The 17883-nt window shown below is 64.7% G+C and carries 14 protein-coding genes; 1 reads left to right on the top strand and 13 read right to left on the bottom strand.

The genetic code is table 11. The annotated features are described in order from the left end of the window. Nucleotides 1–15: 15 nt before the first annotated feature. Entirely contained in the window at nt 16–1764 is a 1749-nt protein-coding gene (locus C2L80_RS04065; RefSeq protein ID WP_103262698.1) for an FAD-dependent oxidoreductase, read from the bottom strand. A gap of 208 nt (nt 1765–1972) precedes the next feature. Between C2L80_RS04065 and C2L80_RS04060 the strand changes: the two genes are divergently transcribed. Then, nucleotides 1973–3445 carry a helix-turn-helix transcriptional regulator gene (locus C2L80_RS04060; protein WP_103262697.1) on the top strand — a complete coding sequence of 491 codons (1473 nt, stop codon included), beginning with the start codon at nt 1973–1975 and terminating at the stop codon, nt 3443–3445. A gap of 192 nt (nt 3446–3637) precedes the next feature. Here the strand turns inward: C2L80_RS04060 and C2L80_RS04055 are convergent, their stop codons facing one another. From C2L80_RS04055 to C2L80_RS04000, 12 genes are all read right to left on the bottom strand, one after another. Beyond that, on the bottom strand, nt 3638–4024 hold the full coding sequence (locus tag C2L80_RS04055) for a DUF4143 domain-containing protein (protein WP_275668728.1): 387 nt from the start codon (nt 4022–4024) through the stop codon (nt 3638–3640). 247 nt (nt 4025–4271) lie between these two features. Continuing rightward, entirely contained in the window at nt 4272–5216 is a 945-nt protein-coding gene (locus C2L80_RS04050; RefSeq protein WP_087196463.1) for a beta/alpha barrel domain-containing protein, read from the bottom strand. 659 nt (nt 5217–5875) lie between these two features. Then, complete coding sequence (locus C2L80_RS04045; protein ID WP_103262695.1) at nt 5876–6946, bottom strand: TM2 domain-containing protein; 1071 nt, start codon at nt 6944–6946, stop codon at nt 5876–5878. Nucleotides 6947–7324: 378 nt separating this feature from the next. Beyond that, nucleotides 7325–8128 (bottom strand): TVP38/TMEM64 family protein, encoded by an 804-nt coding sequence (locus C2L80_RS04040; protein WP_087196467.1) that lies wholly within the window; start codon nt 8126–8128, stop codon nt 7325–7327. Beyond that, entirely contained in the window at nt 8121–9110 is a 990-nt protein-coding gene (locus C2L80_RS04035) for a PRC-barrel domain-containing protein (protein ID WP_103262694.1), read from the bottom strand. The genes C2L80_RS04040 and C2L80_RS04035 overlap by 8 nt, the downstream gene beginning before the upstream one ends. A gap of 163 nt (nt 9111–9273) precedes the next feature. Then, nucleotides 9274–9813 (bottom strand): YtxH domain-containing protein, encoded by a 540-nt coding sequence (locus C2L80_RS04030; RefSeq protein WP_087196471.1) that lies wholly within the window; start codon nt 9811–9813, stop codon nt 9274–9276. Between the two features lie 285 nt (nt 9814–10098). Further along, nucleotides 10099–11091, bottom strand: a complete 993-nt coding sequence (locus tag C2L80_RS04025) for a D-alanine--D-alanine ligase family protein (protein ID WP_087196474.1) — start codon at nt 11089–11091, stop codon at nt 10099–10101. A gap of 125 nt (nt 11092–11216) precedes the next feature. Further along, nucleotides 11217–12521 (bottom strand): aminotransferase-like domain-containing protein, encoded by a 1305-nt coding sequence (locus C2L80_RS04020; protein WP_087196476.1) that lies wholly within the window; start codon nt 12519–12521, stop codon nt 11217–11219. Between the two features lie 4 nt (nt 12522–12525). After that, the gene (locus C2L80_RS04015) at nt 12526–12894 is read right to left on the bottom strand and encodes a cyanophycin synthetase family protein (protein WP_087196495.1); all 369 of its coding nucleotides are present in this window, start codon (nt 12892–12894) and stop codon (nt 12526–12528) included. 361 nt (nt 12895–13255) lie between these two features. After that, nucleotides 13256–13990: a hypothetical protein gene (locus C2L80_RS04010; protein WP_087196478.1), complete on the bottom strand. Its 735-nt coding sequence runs from the start codon at nt 13988–13990 to the stop codon at nt 13256–13258. Nucleotides 13991–14379: 389 nt separating this feature from the next. Then, nucleotides 14380–15678, bottom strand: a complete 1299-nt coding sequence (serS, locus tag C2L80_RS04005; protein WP_087196479.1) for a serine--tRNA ligase — start codon at nt 15676–15678, stop codon at nt 14380–14382. Between the two features lie 563 nt (nt 15679–16241). Then, the gene (locus C2L80_RS04000) at nt 16242–16922 is read right to left on the bottom strand and encodes a hypothetical protein (protein ID WP_129589887.1); all 681 of its coding nucleotides are present in this window, start codon (nt 16920–16922) and stop codon (nt 16242–16244) included. Nucleotides 16923–17883 lie beyond the last annotated feature (961 nt).

The following is a 17883-nucleotide window of genomic DNA, read 5'->3' as shown; positions in this document are numbered from 1 at the left end:
GGCCGAACAGGAACGCTAAAGCTTGGCCAGGTCGCGGCCGAGCACGTACGGCAACGTGCAGCAGCAGGCTCCCAGGTTCTGGCCGGGCAGACCGAAGTTGTACGTGCCGGCGAAGAAGTCGCCGATCATCGTGCCCACGCAGTACAAACCTTCGATGGGGGTGTCGTCCTCCTCGCAGATCTGAAGGTTCTCGTTCGTGCGCAAACCGCCCATGACCGTGAGAAACGTCACGCCCGTGGTCTTAGCCCCGTAGAACGGCGGCGTGCTGATGGGGAACAGGATGCTGGGGTTCACCTGGTATTCTTCGTCGTAGCCCTGCTCGGCGTAGGTGTTATAGCGCTCGATGGAGGCCAGGGCCTCTTCCTTGTCGATGCCCTCGAGCTGGTCAAGCAGCTCTTCGAGCGTGTCGGCCTTGAAGTACGTCCCCTTTTCCACGTTGGCGTCCCACGAGGCGATCATCTGCTCGGGGGTCAGCGGCTTTTGCGGCGTGACGTTGTTCACCGAGCATCCGAGCGTCTCCCATTCGTCTTGGGTGTACGCATACGCGGAGTCCCAGATGCCGAAGGCCGTCGTCTGCGGCTGCGTGAGCAGCGAGCGGGCACCGAACGCAAAGTTCGTGTTCTCGTTCTGGAAGCGCTTTCCGTTGATGTTGAGGTTGATGCCCCAGAAGTTGTCGATGACGCAGTGGCTGGGGCCCGGAACGCCGCCGTTCACGGCGCAGGGGTTCGGGAACACCCGCTGCCAAGCCGCGCCCACCCACAGGCCCATCTTGTGGCCGTCGCCGGGCATGAGGCCGGAGTAGTTCATGCCGGCATCGAAATCGACCGCGTCCTCGCCGAAGGTGAGCTGGTCTTTCAGCGCATGGTAGATGTCCGGCGCGTACTTGGCCATCATGTCCTCGTCCTTGGAGAAGTCGCCCGTGGCCAGCACCACGGCTTTGGCGGCCTCGTACTTGGCATAGGTGCCGTCGGCGCGCTTCGCGATGACGGCGCTCACACGCCCGGTGTTGTCGTTCTCGCGGACGAGCTGCACGCCGCGGGTTTGGAAGTGTATCTCCTGACCCAAATCCTGCGTGAGCGTGTCGGCGTACGCCTGGGCGCACAAGGGCGCGCCTTGGAACACGCCGAGCGGGTTCTCGTCGTTCCAGAAGTTGTGGACCGAGGCCGGCGCGGCCAGCGTGCCGTCGGGATCGGTGTAGGGAGGCTCGAGGTTCACTTTGAGGCCCTTGGCGGTCATCTTGTCGATCATCCAGTCCATGGACTCGCCGCTGTACTGAAGCCACCGCGACCATTTCATCTTGTCCATGCTGTAGAAACCCGCCAATTGCTCGATCTTCACGTGCTCGAGCGCGTCTTTCGGCGTGTAGTCGATGCCCATCTCCTTTTGGTACTTCGTGCCGATGGCCTGGTTCGACCCGCCGCGCGAGATGGCCTTGGTGCCGGCGTCGATGAGGATGACGCTCAGACCGCCCTCGGCTGCCGAGACGGCGCAGCACGTGCCCGCCATGCCGGCGCCCACCACGATCACGTCGGCGCTGAACGTCTCGGCGATATCCTCATCGGCGATGGGCTCGGGCGGTATCTCGAAGCTCCACTTCTGCGTGGCCGATTGCGCGGTCAGCGCGCCGTCAGCGGTCGCACTCTCGCCCGCACCGTCGGCCGCGGTTTTCGGCGAAGCGGGCGCGCACGAGGCCAACGTCCCCATGGCTCCGAGCGCTCCGAGCGCGCCCGCGCCCTTCAGAAAGTCGCGTCGGTTCAATTCCATGCTTTCCCTCCTTACTTCGGATGAAACTACCGCTCGAATCTAACACGTCGCAACGCCTCCCGCGCTCACCCGCGATGAGCGTTTGGCCGTCAAACCTTCACATAAGTTGGGTGAATTCAAAGGGAAATCGCAGTTCGGCCGGTTTCTTCAACATGCAAGCCGTCGTTTCAAGCAACCACATCGGGTACAATGCCGCAAGGAGGGTTCCATGCAGAAAACCATCGCGCATATCCTGCTTTCGGCCACGGGCTTCGCGTGCTTCCTGGCGCTCAACTCGTTCTCGCTCTGGGGGTTCGCCCTCTTGCCCGAAACGACGCTCGGAGAGCACGCCCAGCTCCTTTGGAACACACCGCTGTCGCTGAGCAACGTGGCAGCGTTCGCCGTGTTTTTCGCAGGGGCGTACCGTGCACCGCGCCTGTTCGGTCGAAGCCCCCTCGTCGCGGCGATCGCGCTTCTGAGCGCCGCCGTGGCGCTGATGTGCCTGTCGACGCTCCTGCAGAACCCCGCCGTGCTTGTCGCAGCCGGCACCTGCATGGGCGTTGGAACCACCTGCTGCTTCTTCTGCTGGGCGCGCGCGTTGTTCGCCGACGGGCCGGACATGGCGAAGGTGGAGATCGTGCTGGGGTCGGTGCTGTCGGCTGTGCCGTACCTGGCGTTCTTCACGCTGGATGCGTCCACCATCGCGCTGACCATCGCCGCGCTCGCCACGCTCAACGTGGCGGCGCTGCTCGGCCACGAGCGGATCGCCCGCCGCGAGGGCCGAGCGGAGGTGCCGACCCGCACCGTTTCGCCGAGCGCGCTGGCGTCCTCGTTTTGGAGGCCCTTGCTCTGCTGCGCCATGATCGGGCTCGCCACGCCGGTCATCGCCACGGTGTCGGAGGGGTCGATGGCTGGCATGTCCTTCGTCGAGCAGTCGCTCATGGTGCATTCCGAGAACATCATCGCCGCGCTCGTTCTGGGCATCGTCTGGCTCGGGATGAAGCGGAAGACAACGCTCATCGGGGCGTTCACCGTGCTGTTCCCCATCATCGCAACGGCCCTGCTGCTGTTTCTCGTCCTCGACCCGCCGCTGCGCATCGTCGTCCCCTACGTGAGCGGCATCGCGTTCGTGGTGTTCTCGATGATCGTCATGATCGAGAGCATCGAGGTGAGCACGGAGCGGAATCTGGGGCTGACCGCGGTGTACGGTCTGTTCGCCGGATTGTTCTACGGTGCCAACCGGCTGAGCAACTTCGCGATGGAGGCCGCGCGCGAACAGCTGCTTGTGCAAGAAACGACCACTGCGGTGGCGGTGGCGGCCCTGCTGTACGGATGCTCCATCGTCATGTTCTTCGTCGCGCGCGCACCGGACGCGACGGACAGAGCAAGTACGAACGAGCCGAGCGCGGCGAACGGCGGCCATCGACGGGCCGAAGATGGAAGCGGAAAGGCGGGCGCACCTGGGCCGATCGACCCCATCGAACAGAGCTGCCAGCACTTGGCTGCAGAGCATCAACTGTCCCAGCGGCAAACCGAGGTGCTCGTGCTGCTGGCGCACGGCTACGACGTCCGCGCCATCGCGAAGAAGCTGTTCGTGTCCGAGAACACCGTGCGCACCCATGCGAAGAAGATCTACGCCGCGCTCGACGTCCACAGCAAGCAGGAGATCATCGAACTGACCAACGAGATGCGAAGCGGGTGAGCATCCCCCCGGCGCAGTTGACGTGCCCCTTGACTTGCCCAACATAGCGTCTGCCGATATCTCAGACAGGAACCGAATCCCTCTTGATGCTTCACGCGAAATGCAACAAGGCTCTGCAAGCTGAAAAGCGCCCTTAAGCAGACCGTCGCCGCCCGAAATCCCACCATGATTTCGCTTCAAAAAGTCGCCGTTCTAAGACAAAGAAGCGCCCATCAGGAAATCGACGATGTTCAGGTGATGCATGCCCTCGCGAGAGTAGTCGATTCGATCCATGCTCAAAACGAATTTCGGATAGGCGTCCGCGACGGCAAGCAAGGGCGAGAATTCGCGCTGTTCGACCCTCTCATCAGCAAGCGTGCGACACACTTGCACGTACACTCGATCAGTATGGCCGACGGCAACGAAGTCGATTTCCTTCTTGTCGATCTTACCCGCGGTCACTTTGAAACCGCGGCGCAGCAACTCCATGAACACCGCGTTTTCGAGCACGTGCCCCACATCGCTCGGCCGCTTCCCAAGAAACGCGTTGCGCAATCCCGCATCCACCATGTAGCGTTTTCCTATGGCATGTTTTCTCAAATAAGTTGAGAAAACAGGCTCGTATTGGGAGAATTCTCAAAGAGGTTGAGAATCCTCCCAAACCGCTTGACCGCCCCTCACCCCCGCCCCGCCGACCACCGACTGGCGCCGACAATGGCAGTCGCTATCTGCGCATCAACGAAAAAGCGCCCCCTCCGCGCTGTGCGGAGGGGGCACCGAAAGCAACACCGGGGGAACGCGGGAGCCGGCGTATCTTGCAACTCGCCGAGTGCGTCGAGTGCGCGGCTTACAGCGCGAAGTCCTTCTCGCCGTTGAACACGGCCAGCGCGTCGGCCACGGAGTAGTCGGCCAGCGTGATGGCGCTGATGGCCTTCGTGAGGCGCACGGCCTCGTCCAGCGAGCGCTGGTGGATGTTGCGACCGGTGGCGTTGCCGCACGCGCCGCCGATGTGGATCTGGTCGTGCAGCTGCGTGAGGAACGTCTCGGCATCTACCGTGGAGCCGCCGGCGCACACAAGGCCCGTGCGACCCGCGGCCTTCGAGGCGATGCTCAGGGCTTCGGCCGGGGTGCGGGTGTCGTCGCCCTCGGGCTTCGGCGGGTTCACCTTCACGAAGTCGGCACCGAGGCACAAAGCCACGCCCGCCGCGCCCGCGATGAGGTCAGGGTCCTTCTCGGCCGTGACGGCCTTGCCGCGCGGATAGATCCACAGCACCACCAGCAGGCCGTTCGCGTGCGCCTGCGCGATGAGCTGGCCGGCTTCGGCCATCATGGTGGATTCGTACTCGCTGCCCAGGTAGATGGTGTAGCCCAGGCCCACGATGTTCACGCCCGCCTCGCGCATGGCCAGCACGGCGTCGAGGTCGTGCAGCTGCGGCGAGTAGGGGTCGTCCTGGCTCGTCTTCACGAGGTTCGTCTTGGAGTTCATCTTCACGAGGTAGTTGATCTCGGGGTAGTCGGCGGCGTACTGCGCGATGAGGCCGCGCTGACCGGCCAGAACGCCGCACACGCCCTGGCTGCCGATCTTGAACAGATGCTCCGGCTCGACATCGGCGATGTCGATGCCCTCGCCGTAGAAGTCCTTGTTGAGGTGCTCGATCTTCTGGTCGCACGCGAACAGCATGAGGCGGCCCGTGCCGCGCGTGGCCTTCAGGTAGTTCTCGATGTACTCGTCACGGGATTCAGGCATGACGTCAACGGGAACGCGCACCTGGTCACGAGTGATTTTGGGCATGATTTCCTCCTTATGGGATCAGCGCCTGAGCGATACGGTCATTCTAGCGAAAAAGCGCGGGGAAACACTTCGTTCCATCGAAAAACCCCGCGAGCGGAACCCCAAGCGAGCTGGGAGCGGATTGAGAAGCGTTGAGGGCGAGCCGGGCTGGGGGCTGGAGACGTTGAGGGCGAGCCGAGGGCGAGTTGTGAGCGAGTCGGATGGCGGGCTGGAGCGAGTCGAACGAAGAGCAGGGGTGTTTCACGTGAAACACTTGTTGCAATGTCATGCGACAAGAGAACAAATGTTTCACGTGAAACATTTTCTGCGACCTTCTTTCTAGACGCGGCAGGAAAACGGGCGACGGAGCAACGAAAGAGAGAGGGGAGGGGATGACGGGGACGCGGTCACAGCGCTGCGAAGGACGAGTGCGACCGGGAGCGCAGCAGGAAAACGAGTGCGGAGATGCGACGGGAGAGTGCAGCGCGGCGGGGACGCAGCGACACGGAGGCGGCGCGACGGGAGCACGATGGCGCATGTGACGGGGGTGTGACGGGGGGGATAATGTCACATTCTGCGATATGATAGGACGTAGCAAGCCTCTCGGGAATGTGACATTATCCCCGTCCCCCTGTCACACCCCTGTCGCACCCCCGCCACACCGCCCTGCCGCGCGGTTGCTAGAACCACTCGCGCTTGTTCAGCACGTACATCTGCTCGAACTCGGTCTGCGACTTCGTCAAGTACAAAATGCCCTCGATGATGGAGATGACCCAGATCACCCACATCGCCAACGAGAGCGTGAGAAGCCCTCCCACAATGGACACGGCAAGCATGATGAATCCAGCCGTGTTGTAGCCCAAATAGAACTTATGGATGCCCAACGGTCCCAGGAAGATGGCCAACAGCCCTGCGGCGACATGGTCTTTCGTGCTGACCACCGGCTGAGCGTAGGGTTGTTGGTAATAGGGTTGCTGAGCGTAACCGTAATACGGCTGCTGCGGAGGAACCGCGCCGGGGCCGGCATGCGGCGGCTGCTGAGCCGAAGGCTGAGGTTGCGCCTGATACTGGGGCTGCGGCGGTGCATACCCGTACCCTGCCGGTGCTGGCGGCTGGTGGAAGACGGCATCGCCCGGATGCCGCACGGGAGAACCGTACGAAGGAGGCGTGGGTATCTGCGCCGTGGAGTACGGGACCCAATCGGGTTCGCCAACCGTCGCAGAAGGCTCCTGTCGAGGGGCATTCGAACTTGAAGAGGCATCGACAGGTGCCGGAGGGGTCGGAACGCAGGAAGCGCCCTCAGGGCCAACAGCACTCGGCACATCACCCGCGCTGGAAGGCTCCGCGATGTCCTCAGTCGTGCGAACAGCCGCAACGCCGGGGTTGGGCGCCTCTGCGCCGGCAGCGCCGGCGGCATCGGAATCATCGGAATCATCGGAGACATCGGCAGCCTCGGACGCGGCAGCGCCGGAGCTCTCAGCCATCCCAGGTGCCTCGGAAGCGTCGGCTTCGGCGACGGCAACCGCGGTCGCCTCGGTATCCGCACTCCCGCCGCCCAACTCGTCGCCAGAGCGCTCGTCATGGGCCGCATCGTCGCGCTCATCACCACGGTCATCTGCCGCCGCATCCTCGGCAGACTCTGCGGCCATCCTCGCCTTGGCAGCCGCCAAGCGCTCTTGGGCGGCCTTCAACTCGGCTTCAGCGGCGGCAACTTCGTCTGCCGCGCTGCTCAAGGGTTCGTTCGTAGCCATAAGGGACCTCTCTCAATCTTCGCTTCACCTTCGGCATTCCTTGAGCGTCATGGTAGTGCCCGACAAGGCCGACTCGCCGATTCCGTCACGATACCGTTAAGGATGTCATCGATTCTTAAGGGCGGAACACCAGCCGCGCACATCGCCCCCGCCGTCGCGCCCCGCCTCTGCCGCACGCGGCGCATCCACCGCGCCTGCCGTCGAGTCTCGCCCCGTACTCGCGTCCCGTTCCACGCCTTCGCACACGCACCCGCACCCCAATGAGGGGGGGGGGTTCACGCCGCGTTGCAAATCCATCCCATCACGCGCGCACTCGCGCCCTGCACCGCCCCGCTCCGCACCGACACCCGCGCACCTGCGCCCCGACGACACCCGCCGTCACTTGCCGTCGCGGCGCGATGAGCGGTCGAGCATCCTCATGATGCGCTCGCGGAACACGATCCCCAGGATGGCGATCACCGCCGCCACAGCGAAGATGACGATGCTCTCCCAAATGCGCCCGTCCACCAAACCGTCCGCGGCATACGTGGAGACGACGATGCCCGGAATGCGCCCCACGTTGGACAGCACCAGAAACGTGCGCATGCGCATGTCGGTGAGGGGCACCAGGTAGGTGAACACGTCCTTCGGCAATCCGGGAATGAGAAACAGGATGAACACCGTGATGTTGAGCTTGCCCGACGCCTCGAATCGCCGGAACTTCTCGAGGTAGCGCGTGGGCACCATGCTCTGCACGAACGGCGCACCCAGCCTGTGCACGAGCGCGAAGATGAATGCGCTCGAAAGCACGCATCCTACGAAGATGACGAGCGCGCCGACCCACGGACCGTACAGCATGCCCGCCGCCACCTGCACGACCTCGCCGGGAATGAACGCGACCACGATCTGCAGGAACTGCAACCCCAAAAGGATGAGGAACCCAACCGGCCCTGCGCCCCGCACGTCGGCGATGATGCGGTCGATGCCGCCGGGCTCGAACAGGTCGTGGAAATACGGCCACAGCAAAACGCAGATGAGCACCATGATCGCGAAGAACGCGATGAGGCCGGCGAACTTGAAGATGTCGCCCTTCTCCATCGCGTGCCCGCGCACGGTCACTTCCTGCTCGGCCTTCTCATGCAACGCCTCCCGACGCTCCTCGGCACGGGCCTTGAGTTTTCCGGTGTCGAATTTGTCAGTCATCGTGGCGGGCCTTGTCGTACTCTTCCTTGAATGCAGCGAACATGTTCTTCTTCGGAGCGGGCTTCTTGGCGGCGGGTTTCTTGGCAGTCGTCGACGCTTTCGCAGCGGGCTTCGACGCAGGCTTCGCGACGCCCTTCGACGCATCGTCTGCCTTCTCGATGGCCCGACCGCCCTTCGCAGGCTTGGGGCCGCGCGCCTTGTCGTACTCCTCCTTGAAGCTGGAGAACATGCCCTTCGTCGCGGCGATCTGCTTGCCGGTGGCGTAGGCACCCTTGTTCACCACCTCGCCGGTTTTCCGAGCCATCTCGCTGGCGACGGGCTTGGCCTTGTCCACGGTCGTGCGCACCTTGTCGACGGTCACCGCCGTGGCGGCTCCGGCCTTCTCGGCCACGCCGCCTTCGGTCGCGAGCGCTTTGACCTCGTCGGACACGAGGATGGCCCCCAACGTCACCTCGTCGGTCTGCACGCCTTCCTGCCCCGTTGGAGCCACCGCCGCGCCCATGCCGCGCCGAAACCCCTTGATGAGATCGGCCGGAATCGTGCGTGTGCCCAAAAGGGCGTTGGCCGTGGCACCTGCATCAGTGTCGAAGGACTCCACCGCGCCCGTGCGCCGGTTGAAAGCGACGTCGCCCACCACGCCGAAGGACTGGCCGTCCTCGGTCATGACGGGAAGCCCCACCCACAGCACGCAGTCGTCCCAGTTGACGCCGAGCGCCTTGCATGCGGCCCGGTCGGTGGCTTCGGAAACGTCGCGAATCGCCACGCGACCGTCCACCAAGTCGTATCCCTCGATCGACACGAACTTGTCCTTGCGGCGAAACATCCACAGAAAGTCGGGGCGCTTCACGATGAAGCCGACGCAGCGCTTCTCCTTCGGATGGAACACGAAATGACGCACCTTCCCGATGCGCTTCTGCCCGCTTTTTCCACCCACGACGCGCACGCCGGTGAGCTCTCCCGTGGTGATGAGTGTGCTTGCCATGTCCTTCTCCCGTACGGCACGGCGCGCTTCGCGGTTCGGAGCCGCACCCCCAGCGCCATGCGTGCGTTCAGATGCACGGAAGCGGCGCGCGACGAGGCTCCTCCGGCGCATGCAGCGCCGCTCCTCGCATTTCGCGTGCCGCTTCCCTTTCGATAACCCAGCGCTACTGCGCGTCCTTGCCGTCGATCTTGTCGGCAACGCTCTCTGCGGTGCCCTTCACGGCGTCGACCGCGTCCTCGGCCTTGCCTTGCGCGGCGTCGACAACCTCGTGAGCCGTGTCGGCGGCCACGGGAATGGCTTCGCTCGCCGAATCGTGCGCCTGCTCGGCGTTCTTCGCCACCTGCGCAGCGATGCGCTGGCGCGCGGCCTCGATCTTCTCGCGCAGCTCGTCGTTTTTCTGCGAGAACGCCGGCTTGATGGTGTCGGCGGCATCCTGCACGCGCTGCGTGGCCTGGCCGTACAGCTCCTGGCCCTTGGCCGCCACGTCGTGGACGACCTCCTGGCCCTTGGCCGTGGCCTCGTGGTACGCCTGCTGCACGTTGCTGCCAGCCTGCGCGCCAAGCTCCTGGGCCTCGCCCCACACGGCGTTCATTTTATCGGTGACCATGGCCCGCGTTTCCTGACCCGAACGGGGCGCGCACAGAAGCGCGACGACCGCGCCCGCAAGCCCTCCGGCCAAGAAAGCACCTAGTTTGTTGCCCATGACAGCCTCCTTCTGGGGATGTTCGTCTGTCCGATCATTATACGGGCATCCATGCGCGCCCGGAGGGAAAACACAGGCGCAATAGAATTCGGTTGCCGTTTCGTTGAAGCCGCTTGCAACGCAGCGAGGCAGAGAGGTCGAGAGAGAGCAACGACCGAGCGTGGCGGGGGCGTGACAGGGGGACGGGGATAATGTCACATTCCCAAAAGGCTTACCGCGTTCGATTATCTCGCAAAATGTGACGTTATCCCCGTCCCCCTGTCACGCCCCTACCACGTGCCTGCCCTATCGTGCGTATTGGCTGACCAGGCTGTCGAGAACCTTCGGCAGCGACAGCCCGGCGGCGGCGCATGCCGTGGGGAACAGGGAGTGCTCGGCCATGCCGGGCGACACGTTCACCTCGAATGCGCGCGCTTGGGCACCGTCCCAGATGAGGTCGATGCGAGCAAGGTCGCGCACCTGGTAGGCGCGGTACACCTCGAGCGCCGCGCGCTCGATCTCGGCGCGAATGGCCTGCGCATCGGCCTCATCCTGAGCAAGCGACGCAGGCCGAACGGGCGCGAAGTACTCCACAGCTCCGGGTGTCATGCGAGCCTCGGTGTCATAGCGGCCCGATTTCGCCACGATCTCCACCGGCGGCAGCGCATAGGCGTCCCAACCGGTGCCCAGCACTGACACGGCCATCTCCACGCCCTCGACCCACTGTTCGACCACCACCGCCTCGTCAAACGACAGCGCATCGAGGATGGCCTCGCCCAGCTCATCGACGGAATCCACACGATGCACGCCCATAGCCGAACCGCCGTGCGCGGGCTTCACCGCCACAGGATAGCCGCCGATCACGCGCTCTTCCACCAAGTCGAGCGCCGTAGCGGCACCCATGTCCTTGAAAGCGTCGCGCGCCAAGTAGATGCCTTGCGGCCATGAAGCGACGGGGGCATCGCCAGTGATGGCGCGATACGTCGCCAGCTCGTAATGCATGGAGTCCTTGTTCCACGTGCGATGGCACACATGCGACGGCGAGCCGACGAACGGGATGTCGAGGAATTCGAGCAGGCTTTGAATGGTGCCATCCTCGCCGTGCTTGCCGTGCAGGGCGCTGTAGCACACGTCGGGACGCTCGCTGCGCAGCGTGGGAACGAGGTCGCTCGTGGTATCGAGCGGCACCACCTTGTGGCCGACCTCTTCAAGCGCCGCGCACACGTTTTTGCCGCTGGACAGGGAGAACTCGCGCTCAAACGAGGCGCCGCCCATCAACACTGCAACTTTGAGGCCCATGTCGTTTCCTTTCAACAGCAGCCAAACCGCCAGTCCTAATCAGTCAGCGAGAGCCGTCCAATGTCCAAAATCGACTCGCCGCGCGGCTAAGCGTGCTTTCGCACGTGAGGGCAAGCGCACAGGGGTCAAGATTGGGTGCCGGAACGGCTCGCAGCGTCGGCTCGTCCGGCGTTCGGCAAAGCGCCGGCATCAATGAACGCTCGATACAGTTCCAACCGCTCGTTGATAACACCCGCAAGTCGCTTGACGGCCTCGGCAAGGTTCTCCGGACTCTCGTAGCAAAACGCGATGCGCATGCAGTTCTTGCCGGTCTTGCCGTCGGGGAAGAACCCGTCTCCGGGAGTGTACGTCACGCCGTGCTCGAGCGCCGCGCCCAGCATGGAGCCGGTGTCCACGTAGTCGGGAAGCGTCACCCACACGAAGAAGCCGCCCTCGGGGCGCGTCCACGACGCCTCGGGCGGGAAGTGCTCGTCGAGCGCCGCCAGCATCGCGTCGCGACGCGTGCGATAGGTGTTGACGAACGTGCGCAGCGTCTTCTGCCACGGGGTGTCGGTGAAGTAGTGCTCCACCACCACCTGGTTGAACGCGCTGCCGCACAGATCGGTGCCCTGCTTCACAAGGTTGATCTTCGCCAGCACGCTCTTCGGCGCCACGACCCAACCCGTGCGCAAACCCGGCGCGAACACCTTCGACACAGTGCCGAGGTACACCACGTCGTCCGAAAGCGCCTTGAGCGGCAGCACGTGGCCGCCCTCGTAGCGCAAGCGGCCATAGGGGTCATCCTCCACCACCATGAAGCCGTACTCGTGCGACAGTTCGATGAGGCGCTTGCGACGCGCGGGCACCATGGTGACGCCGCCGGGGTTTTGGAAGTTCGGAATGGTGTAGAGGAACTTGAGGCGCGGATTGCCTTTGCCGATGCGCGCAAGCTCCTCTTCCAGCAAATCCATGCGCATGCCCTCGTCATCGAAGGGGATGCAGCGGATATCCGGCTCGTAGGCAGAGAACGCCTGCAACGCGCCGAGGTAGGTGGGGCCTTCGGCCAGCACGATGTCGCCCGGATTGACGAACGTCTTGGCGATGAGGTCGAGCGCCTCTTGCGCGCCCGTGGTGATCATGACGTTCTCCGGCTTGGCGCGCACGCCGATGTCGCGCATGAGGTCGCAGAACACGCGCTTCGTCTCTACGCGGCCATCGGTGGAGCCGTACTGCAGCGCCACGGCGCGCTCATCGTCGCACGCCGCGCGGGTGGCCTTGCGGATGGCCGCGTGCGGCAAAAGCGACACGTCGGGCATGCCGCCCGACAGCGAGATGATGTTGGGGTTCGACGCAGCGGCGAACAAATCGCGCACGGCAGAAGAGCGCATCTTCACGACGCGGTTGGCGATCTTGTCGCTCGTGTGGTCGAATGTCAGGTGAGCCGAAGTCATTGGCCTAGAGTACCACCACGGCGTTCAAAAAATCGACAGCGTCGCGAAAAGCCCGCAAAGCGACCAAATCGTCGGTGAAGCTCACCTCAATGCGGGCGCGACCGGCCTCCTCGTCGGTCCACTCGGTCACGCCGACGTACACGTCGTCGCTGTCCGGAGGGGCGGCCTGGGCTTGCAGGTCCACCACAAGATGCTCGAGCAGATGCGGCAGCGGCGTGCAGTCCATGACGGCGGCGAACGTGTCGCCCGCGTCGTTCACGCACGCATGGCGCGGCAGGTTGGGAAACGTCGCGCGCACGCGCGCGGCGAGCGCGGGCGAGGTGAGCCGCGGGGCGCTCGGAGCGAGCGCCACATCGCAAACGAGGCGGCCCATGCGCACCGTCAACCGTTCGACGACGAGCGCGGGGCGGGACGTCGAGCGAGCGGAAGGCGCAAAAGAGTCGAGGGAAGAGGCCGGCTCGCAGCGGCGATCGGGTCGATCGAGAGATTTTCGAGCGCCGTCGTGCGGGAGCGCCGAGCTTCGGCCGGAGCAAGCTGCTGAGCCGGGTCGAGACGGACGCTCGGAGAGGCGCGATCGAGCCGGAGGATCAGGAAAGCCGGGAAGACCGGAGGAGGCGGGAGGGCTGGAGGGAAGAGCGCGGCCAGGGCTCGCAAGGGGATCCTCCTGCAAGCCACCGGCTTGGCGGGGGCGGCAGAAGGAGGGGCGGGTTCGACGGCTCATCCTGAACGCCCGCTCACAACGCGGCGTCCGACGTTTCGTCAGACGCACCTGGGATGTCGGATGCGCTCGGGGCGCCGAGCGCGCCTTGCGCATCGTCGGCGCCGGCGCCGCCCGCCTCCGCAGCCCCTTCCGCAAGACCGCCGTCCGCGCCACTCGCATCGTCGGCGCCGTCCGCGCTATTCGCATCGCTGGCGTCATCCGCTTCGGCGACGCCATTGGCACCGGCGGCGTCATCGGCCGCGGCCCCGTCCGACGTCCCGCTGGCATCTGCAGCGGGCCCCTCCTGCGCAAGCGCCCCGTCGTCCTGCGCGGCGGTCGCAGCGGACGACAAGCGGTCGAGCACGGTCACACCGTCGCCGGGAAGCACCTCGGCCTGCGGTTGGCCTTGCACGAAACGCGTCAGCCGATCGGCCATCCATCCGATGTCGTCGACGAGCGTAGAGAGCCACGAGTAGCCCGCGCCCTCCGTGATGACCAGCTGCGACCGATCGAGCGAGAACCGGTAGCGCCCCTGCCCCTCCAAGGAGCCGAACGAGAACGAGACGGTTTTCGCCATCGGGTCAATCCGATAGGAATAGGCCACGTCGTCGGTGAGGTTGATGCGCTCGCCGTCGATGACCACCACGCCCGTGGTGCCGTGCGCCTGCCACGATCCCTGGAACTCGGCGGCGTCGTCGTAGCGCAGCCAGCGATCCCACGAGAACAGCCCGACTGCCGCCGCCACCACAATCAGCAGCGAGAACGCCACGACGAGCGGCCAGCGCCGCTTCTTGACTGCGCGCGAGCGCCGATCGGCCCGAGCGGAGCGCCCTGATCCGGATGCGCCAGCGGCTCGGTTGTCGACAGCCCGATCATCGGCGGCCCGATTGCCGACGGCCCGACCGGCCGGCGACGCGTCCGAGGAACGCCCCTGCCCGGTTGCTCCCGCAGAGCGTCCAGACGCGGACAAGCCCGCAGAGCGGACACTCGACACAGGGCGAACCGTCGGGGAGGACGGAGAGGCCGGAGGAACCGAAGCGGGCGGGACGGCAGGAGCGGGCGGCACGACGCGCTTGGCCGCCACCCGCTTCCGATTCGCCTCGGTTGTGCGCGTGCGCTTCGTTACCACGAAAAACGCCTTCGCCTTCTCCCGCGAGATCAGCCGCGCTCTTCGGGCGCGATGACCTCGACGCCGCCCATGTAGGGCACGAGCACGTCGGGCACGCGCACGGTGCCATCGGCCTGCTGGTAGTTCTCGATGACGGCAGCCATCGTGCGGCCCACCGCCAAGCCGGAGCCGTTGAGCGTGTGCACGTAGCGCGAGCCCTTGAAGTTCTCGGGGTCGCGGTACTTGATGTTCGCGCGGCGCGCCTGGAAGTCCGTGCAGTTCGAGCAGGACGAGATCTCCTTGTAGCCGTTGTAGCTGGGCAGCCACACCTCCAGGTCGTAGGTTTTCGCAGCGGAGAACCCGATGTCGCCCGTGCACAGGCTGATCACGCGATACGGCAAGCCCAGCAGCTGCAGGATGTTCTCGGCGTCTTCCACCATGGCCTCGAGGTCGGCGAAGCTCTCCTCGGGCTTGGCGTACTTCACCATCTCCACCTTGTCGAACTGGTGCACGCGGATGAGGCCGCGCGTGTCGCGTCCGGCGCTGCCGGCCTCCTCGCGGAAGCACGGCGTGAACGCGCAGTACTTGAGCGGCAGCTGGCTGGCGTCAAGCACCTCGCCGGCGTGGATGTTCGTAAGCTGCACCTCGGCCGTGGGGATGAGGTAGAGGCCCTCGGTGGTGTGGAACAGGTCTTCCTCGAACTTCGGCAGCTGACCCGTGCCGGTGAGCGTTTCGGCGTTGGCCATGGCCGGGCACCACCACTCTTTGTAGCCGCGGGAGGCGTGCGTGTCGGCCATGAAGTTGATGAGCGCGCGCTCGAGGCGGGCACCGAGGCCGCCCAGCAGGATGAAGCGGCTGCGCGCGAGCTTCACCGCGCGCTCGAAGTCGATGATGCCGAGCTCCGGGCCCAGATCCCAGTGCGGCTTCATCTCGATGCCCTCGGCGGCGAAATCGCGCGGCGTGCCCCAGCGGCGCACCTCAGGGTTGTCGTCCTCGCTCGCGCCCACGGGCGTGGTGTCGGCTGGCATGTTGGGCGTGCGCAACAGCAGCGCGCGCAGCTCGGCGTCGGCTTCCTCGCGCTCGGCGCCGATGGCGGCGATCTCGTCGTTGATGGCGCGCACGCGTTCCTTGGCGGCTTCGGCCTCGGCTTTCTGGCCGGCGGCCATCATCTGGCCGATGGACTTCGACGTGGCGTTGCGCTCGGCCTGCAGCGCCTCCTCCTTCGCGATGGCGGCGCGGCGCGCCTCGTCAAGCCGGGAGAAGCGCGACGCGTCCCACGAAGCGTTGCGGTTCTTCATCGCCTCGGCGACGGCTTCCTGGTGGTCGCGGACGAATTTGATGTCGAGCATGGTCGCGCTCCTTCTCCGGTCGGGTTCGTTGATCAGCCCAGTATAGCGCACCCCGGCCGCAAGGCCGACAGCTTCACGCCGTCTCCCTCGGGGCTTCTTTGGGGTTCGCCGCGTTCGCCACATTTGCGAGCCTCGCCCACGCCATCGCGCACGTGCGCGCGACCCAGCAGGGAACCAACCCTCCCTCCGATTGAAAACCGACTTCGATACCCCGCCGACGGAAAACCATCTCCCGCCTGACTAAGCGCCGGAACCCACGACAATGACAAGGGGCTATGAAACGACGAGGATAGCGTCACATTGATAGCGGTTTGACAGGGAAGTGCGGCGTTTTGACACAAAACGCCAGACCGCCACCGACGAGGCAGGTATTTCAGGCGTGACAGAGGGACGTGACAGAGGGACGGGGAAAATGTCACATTCCAAAAAGCTTACTGCGCCTTGGTCGTTTTGCGGAATGTCACATTATTCCCGTCCCCGCCACGATTCCGTCCTTCTGTCGCGTCCCCGCCACGCCCCCATCTCTGCCACGCTCCACGCCAATGTCGCAGACGGGAACTGGCTTAGTCGTCGATGCCGAATCTCAACTCGAGGGAATTCATCGCGAAGTCCAGACGATCCTCGATGTAGTCAAGCTGCACTTTGATAGAGCGATAGTCCTCCCAACCAAGAGTTCCACCCTTGTATTCCAGCTCTTTCTGATCGTCGTAAAGGTCGATCTCGCGGTCAAGTGCGTCGAATCGTTGCTCGAAGTCCATGTACGCGGCAACGCGCGCTCCGAAGTCCGCATCGGGCTGTGCGGCATCAGCCTCCGCAATGAGCGCGTCTGCACGCGACGAGAAGTCCTGGGCAGTGGCATCGGTGATCTGGATACCCGAGCCCGCAGAGCCGGCAGCCGCCGAACCGCTTCCCGCAGAGCCGGCGCCCCCCGCGCCTTCGGACGCAGATGCATCCGGCGCATTCGTCGACGAGCCATCGGACGAATTCGCCGACGTATCGCCGGAGGAGGAACCGTCGTTCGATTTTTGGGATTTCAATTCGTCGATCTGACGTTCGAGCTCAGCGATTCTCTGCGCGTCGGAACCACCCGCCGAAGCGCATCCTGCAAGGGTGCCCAGCGAGAGGGCAAGGACCACCGAGGCGGCGATCGGCGCGGTCCGTTTCAAGAGCATCTCTGCTTTCCTCATCGTTCGTCTCCTCTCCAGGGGATTCGCAATGCGTCGCAACCGTGCGAACAACGCCATTATGCTTGGGGCAACACCCCCCGTCGGCAAAATGTTACTATCTTGACACCTTATGGGAAGCGGGGTCATCCTCCCCTCCCCGAAACACCGCCGCCAGCAGCAAGCGTGCTCGTCTGCGGCCAACCCGGATCGAACGTCCCAACCTGGATCGAACGCCCTATTGGCAGCAGACGGCACCCGGCCTGAGGCCAACCCTCAGCAGGCGGCACTCCCTTGCTTCGCAGTCGCTTGGGGCAAACGACCTCCCCGCTCGCAGCCAACCCGCATCGGGTGCTTTGCCCACTCGCCAGTCTGCTGGTTCTTGCGGCGCCCCGCTTGCAACCAACCCGCATCGGATGCCTTGCCGGCAATCACAGCAGGTGGAGCCCTCGCCCTTAACCAGCCCGAATCTCGTCCTTCACGCGCAGGCGCCGTCGAGCGCTCGCCCCCTCACCCGCGTCCGGTCATGGCGCCCGCCGCTGCGAAGCGAGCACGGCAGCCCACTCGCCCCACGGCCCGTCTGCAGCGACCCGCTCACGCCAGCCCACATCAGGCGGTTTCCAGCCGAGATCATCGCCCGCCGTCCACAGCACGAACCCCATATCTGCAAGCCATCCCCAACGCGATAAGCGCGAAGGGAATTCCACGCGACGGCCGTGACGCGCCGCATCGAATCGATCACTCCCGCTTGTGCGCACTGCGAATCACGGACTTCGGTAAGCAAAACGAAAAGAATGCGCAATATTTTACCGTATCGAGTCGCCGGTCGGCGAAAAGCACCCTGAGCGCCCTGTTTTTCGTTGTATTTGCAACGAAAAACAGGGAAACGGAGCCTATAAGACCGATCAGGTGCTCATTGGGGGTGCGGACAAAAAGTTGGACACTCCGGTGTCCGGATTGGAGTCCGCATGTACCCGTTGGAGACCAGGGAGCTCGCCGTGGAGGCCGTCGCGGCGGGGTTCAGCCTGACCGAGGCGGCCGA

Origin of the sequence: Rubneribacter badeniensis (assembly GCF_002899695.1) — a bacterium.
GTDB classification, from domain to species: Bacteria; Actinomycetota; Coriobacteriia; order Coriobacteriales; family Eggerthellaceae; genus Rubneribacter; species Rubneribacter badeniensis.
This window is presented reverse-complemented; position numbering and strand designations above follow the sequence as displayed.